Annotated in this window: 4 protein-coding genes; 1 reads left to right on the top strand and 3 read right to left on the bottom strand. The window is 65.5% G+C overall.

Annotated elements, in window-relative coordinates:
- A partial coding sequence (locus FVA95_RS27340) for a transposase (RefSeq protein WP_193564365.1) occupies positions 1–294 on the bottom strand: 294 nt, incomplete at its 3' end.
- Positions 295–648: 354 nt separating this feature from the next.
- On the opposite strand from FVA95_RS27340, the gene FVA95_RS27335 reads away from it, so the two are divergent.
- Complete coding sequence (locus tag FVA95_RS27335) at positions 649–2,514, top strand: S8 family peptidase (RefSeq protein ID WP_205016006.1); 1,866 nt, start codon at positions 649–651, stop codon at positions 2,512–2,514.
- 856 nt (positions 2,515–3,370) lie between these two features.
- On the opposite strand, the gene FVA95_RS27330 is transcribed toward FVA95_RS27335, so the two are convergent.
- Positions 3,371–4,288, bottom strand: a complete 918-nt coding sequence (locus FVA95_RS27330) for a hypothetical protein (RefSeq protein WP_149666687.1) — start codon at positions 4,286–4,288, stop codon at positions 3,371–3,373.
- A 113-nt stretch (positions 4,289–4,401) separates the two neighbouring features.
- A complete protein-coding gene (locus FVA95_RS27325; RefSeq protein ID WP_205016005.1) occupies positions 4,402–5,142 on the bottom strand; it encodes a hypothetical protein in 741 nt (246 codons plus the stop codon).
- Between the last annotated feature and the right edge of the window lie 97 nt (positions 5,143–5,239).

Raw genomic sequence — 5,239 nt, 5'->3', positions numbered from 1 at the left:
GCGCCGGCGCTCGAGCAGCCAGTCGGGAAAGTAGGAACCGGTGCGGAGTTTGGGGATCGCCAGCTCCACGCTGCCGGCGCGGGTGTCCCAGTCCCGGGCCCGGTAGCCGTTGCGGGAGTTGACCCGCTCGGCGCTGCGTTCCCGATAGCCGGCGCCGCACATCGCGTCGGCCTCGGCCGCCATGAGCGTCTCGGCGAACTGTTTGATCATCGCCCGGAGCAGATCCGGGCTTGCATCAGCGAGCCGGTCGTTCACCCAGCCCGCCACATCGTTCACACTGTCTGACGCGGCCATCGCGTCTCCTCCCTCGAGAACTCTAAGCACTCGAAGGATCACGCGGTGGCCGTCTCATATCCCGACGCCACGCCGTTGATCAGCGACGACGTCGTACACCACGTCCCTGGACGCAACCGTGAGACGCCGACCGGCAGGCCGTTGAACAATGAACTAGTCGCCAACATTGCCCATATCCGTTCGACGGTCCTTGACGATCTTTGGCAGTCCGACGGGGAGCCCCCGCAGGCTGGTAGAGCCTGGTGGGAAGTATGGCTGCGCCCCACATCCAACGGACTCGAGCTGTTGCACCGGTATGCCCAAGACGTAGGCCTGGCGGTATCTCCGAGGGTCCTGCGCTTCCCCGATCGGCACGTGGTGTGGGTCGAGGGGCAGTGGACTCAGCTCACCGCGCTGCCCTTCACCGCCGTTCCGATCGCGGAGATTCGGCGACCGGAGTTCGTTGACACGATCGAGGATCTGTCGCAGGACGAGCAGGCGGAGTACGTCGACGATCTCGCCGAACGCTTACAGCCGGCCGACGACCTTGCGCCGACTGTCTGCCACCTCGACACCGGCGTGGCGCGCACGCATGTCCTGCTGACTGAGTCGCTCAGCCCCCAGGACCTCCACACAGTGATCGGTAACAGCGGTTTCGATCGGCACGGACATGGCACGTCGATGGCCGGTCTCGCGCTCCTGGGCGACGTCGACCGTCACCTCGCCGGGAGCCACACCGTCCCGCTCGCCCACCGTCTCGAATCGGTGCGCATCCGCCCAGAACGAGGGGAACCGCTTGTCCAACCCGTGGCCTACGGGGACGTGACGGCGCAGGCGGTATCGCTGCCGGAGGCCGTCAACGTCGGGCGGCGGCGGGTGTTCTGCATGCCAGTGACCGCCACCGGCGACACACCCAATCAGCCCGGGCAGCCGACCCTGTGGTCAGCGACGATCGACGCATTGGCCGTGGGAACGAGCGTCACGCGAAGTGGCACGGAGCTGAGCCTGCTCGGACCTCCCGATCCCGACGCCCGCCGGTTATTCATCGTCTCCGCTGGGAACGTGGATCAGTACGCCGCCGATCACCTGGGCACTTCCGACCTGTCTGCTGCACAGGACCCTGCCCAAGCCTGGAACGTCCTGACCGTCGGAGCATTGACTGAACTCGACACGGTGCCGACTGATCCGACCTACGCCGGGTGGGGCACCGTCGCCCCGACGGGTGAACTGTCGCCACGCAGCCGGACCTCCGTGGTGTTCGGACGGTCGTGGCCGATCAAGCCCGATATTGTGATGGAGGGCGGCAACGTCCTACACGACGGCGGGTCGATGTTCGAGACCTGCCACCCGGCGCTCGCCCTGCGAACGACCGGCCACGCGAACGACAAGGCGGTGACGGCGGCGAATGCCACCAGCGCCGCGACCGCCCAAGCGGCGCGGCTCGCCGCGGTCACGACAGCCGCTTATCCAGAATACTGGCCTGAGACGGTTCGCGCCTTGCTAGTGCACGCTGCCGAATGGACCCCAGCCATGCGCCAGCAGCTCACCGCGGCTCGCACGGCAGGCCGGCGGGAACAGCAAACAATGCTGCGCCGCTACGGATGGGGTGTCCCGACCGAGGACCGTGTGCTCTACTCGACGAGCCAGGCCGTAACCCTGGTCATCCAGGACGAGTTCGTCCCGTTTGTTGGCGAAGAATTCCGGTGTCCGGCGTTCCGGCTGCACAATCTGCCCTGGCCACGCGAGGCACTGCAGGACCTCGGCGCCGCGCCCGTCACATTGCGCGTCACGCTCTCGTACTTCGTCGAGCCGACTGCCTCGCGGCGGGGCTGGCGACGGCGCTACGCATACCCCTCGCACCAGCTTCGCTTCGACCTACAAGGGCCGCTCGAATCTGAGGACGAGTTCGTACAGCGGGTTAACCGGGACCGGCGGGACGAGGAGGAGAGCGGTCGGCCGACTGGCTCCCAGGTGTCGTGGCTCGTCGGGCCCAACCAGCGCAACCTCGGCTCGCTACACCAGGACATCTGGGACACCACGGGCGTCGAGCTGGCGCGCTCCGGCCAACTGGCCGTTTACCCGGTCGGGGGTTGGTGGAAGAACAACGGGACGCCGAGCCGTATCGATCAGCCCGTGCGGTACGCGCTCGTTGTGTCGCTAAGGACGACGGAGACGGACGTCGACCTCTACACACCAATCGCCACCCTGCTCAACGTCCCAACGTCGATTCCGATCGAGTGATCGAAGGAGATCTACATGCTGCGGCTCGCCCCCGTCCGTTGGGGGTTCAGCCGGTCGTAGCACTTGATCTTGCTAAGTTCGGCGGGACAGGACGTCCCGTGCGTGAGAAATTGATGTTGTCGGATCAAGCGGAGATCTGCCGCGGCCTGGGCGTAGGGGTTGTCCTACAAGGAGATCGACTCGGGGTTGGGTCGTGATCCGTCGGCAATCTGGCGTGAGGTTCGTCGTCACGGAGATCAGGTAGCGTTCCGCGCCACGGCAGCACAGGAACGGGCCGACACCTCGCGGGCACGCCCGAAGCAGCTGGCGGTGGACCCGCTCCCGCGACTGCGCGGTTTCGTGCTCTGACTGCTGCGTCGTGACTGGTCACCGGCCTCGATCGCGGGCCGGTTGTCGATCGAGCACACCGCCGGTCAGCCTTGCAAGATGTCTCACGAGACGATCTAGCAGTGGATTACGCCACCCCGATGTCCACCCTCGCTCGCGAGCTGCTCGCCCCCCTCCGGGCGCACAGCACGCAATTGCGACCGCAAGACCCCATCAGACCTGCGGATCACGGACACGCCCTATATCGACGCCCGGCCGGCCGAGGCCGAGGGTCGAGCGCTTCCCGGACCCTGGGAAGCCGACCTCGTCATCGGCAAGAACGGCAAGACCGCCGCCACCCTAGTCGAACGCACCTTCCGATTCCTGGGTCCTGGCCCCCCGACCAGCCGCGACACGCTCACCGTCGGGCGCCGGACCGTCGCCGCCACTCACCAGCTACCCGTACACGTGCGAGCCTCGCCAGCCTGGGGCTGCGGCGCGGAGATGGCCGGACACGCCACCGTGACCACGGGCTCACAGCGCAGCCTTGCTACTTTCCTGAGCCCTTACGCTCAACGGGAGAATCATCGGCCGAAATTGGGATATCGCGCCGCTCGCGACTTTCGCGGACCGCCACATGGAAAGTAACAGGCGTAGCTGCGAGAACCGTCTGAATCATCTCGTTGAAGAATTGGGGAGGCGCGATGTCGTCGGGTACTTGATCGACGGCGATTCGTGTTTGCAACGTCCCGTCGGATGCAGTATCCCAGTCAACCAACAGGAGGGCGGTGGCCGTGTACCCGTTGATGTCCCGGTCTGCGCGCAGCTTGCGAATCATGTCGATTGTGCGCTCGAACGCCGCGGGCTCTGAGGTGATGATGGTTGACCGTTGGACAAAGAAGTAGCCGACAGCCGCGAGTGGGTATCGACCGCGGAGGTTGCCGGCGTCGCCGTAGGACTCTTCGAACCGGTTGGGCAGATTCTTCCCGAAACTGGACAGCTGCGCTTTTGTACTGATAAGAAGTTCGGGGCCTCGATCCCAACGGGCGATGACAACGTCGACCTGCTTGTCGTAGGCGCGTCCGAGGACGTTGGCGTCCACGGGGGCGATGGATGGCATGCGTTCGATACGGGGTGCGAGTTCGGAGCGTTGCTTGGCCGGGAGGCTGTCGAGGAGTACCGCGAGCTCGCGAGGAAGGACCCGGGGCCGGGTGGGGCGAGGCCAGACCTCGTCAGCGCCGAAGCCGGCGCGTCGGAGCTCGTGGGCGATCCACACGTCGATGCCGTTGGCGAAGACGCCGCTCTGTCGTACCTCGCCCTCGGCAACCGCGATCTGAAGGATTCTGTGCAGCATCGCGTAGTCCGGCTCGTACCGTGGAACCTCGCCGTAGCTGTGCGCCCAGGGCTGCGACGCCGGTCCGGCCAGGATCCCGTCGTAAGGACTGAAAGAGTCTGCTGCGGTAGCCATCAGAGGCTCAGCAGCGGCGTCGGCGTGCTCATCAAGTCCAAATCCTTCCACCACGTCGCGAAGACCCGTGCTCCCGGTCCCGCGACTCGGTCGGGCTTCATGCGGATGGCCTGTCACCGTCGTCGGCGGATGTCGCCACTGGCGGTGCCTTCGTAAAGGTCGGGGTTTCGCTCCAGCACGAGCTCGACAATCTCGTCTGCGGCTGCGGCTAGTGAAATCTCGGTTTCCGAGTCGTCCGCTCGGTAGCAGCGGACGACAGGGCTGAACCGGTTTGCGTCTACGAGGAGGATGTACACGCGTTCGAGCTGCTCATCACGGCCAGCCGGATCTGTTCGGCCGGTGAACAGTCGCAAGCGAGTGCACGCGTTGTGGAAGGTGGACCGCCTGCGAGACGTGCCGTCCTTCTCCGCGCCAGCGTCCAGGACGAGCAGGCCGACAACGACGGCGAAGGGAAACCGCTTGTGTAGGGTCACCGCTTCGAACAGCATCGTTTCCGAGCGGTTCGCGAGGTTCTTCTGAAAGTTCTTTGACCTGCCGTCTTTGAACGAAATAGCCTTAATCGACATCGCGAAGATCAGACCAGACTGTTCGCTGGCCCAGCTCAGATCGATCGTCTTCGCGCCGAGGCCTCCGGCAAGCGGCAGCTGTCCGCCGCCGCCGGCGTCGACCTCTCCAGGTCCGGCAGGGCGAATGTCGGTCATCCCGCGGGCACGGAGTGCCTCAGCGAACGCCGGCGCCAACGCCTCGGACATCAGCTCGGAGTAGCGTTTCTTCGCCTCGCGCGTTGCAGTGTCCTCAGGCTGCGACGGCAGCCCCTTGAGAGCGACGTGAACGAGCTGCGTGAGGTCGGGCATCTATTCGGCTCAGCGTGCGTTGTCCGCGTACGGGCTCTGATGTCGCTGTAGGTACGAGCTGGTTTGTCGTTGGTCCGGCGCGTCGGACCGAAGATCA

The sequence above is a fragment of the Pseudonocardia sp. EV170527-09 genome (assembly GCF_008369905.1).
GTDB lineage: Bacteria > Actinomycetota > Actinomycetes > Mycobacteriales > Pseudonocardiaceae > Pseudonocardia.
This window is presented reverse-complemented; position numbering and strand designations above follow the sequence as displayed.

Excerpts from the sequence above, each read along its gene's own strand:
- FVA95_RS27330 (WP_149666687.1), bottom strand. The coding sequence starts at position 4,288 with ATGGCTACCGCAGCAGACTCTTTCAGTCCTTACGACGGGATCCTGGCC.
- FVA95_RS27325 (WP_205016005.1), bottom strand. The coding sequence starts at position 5,142 with ATGCCCGACCTCACGCAGCTCGTTCACGTCGCTCTCAAGGGGCTGCCG.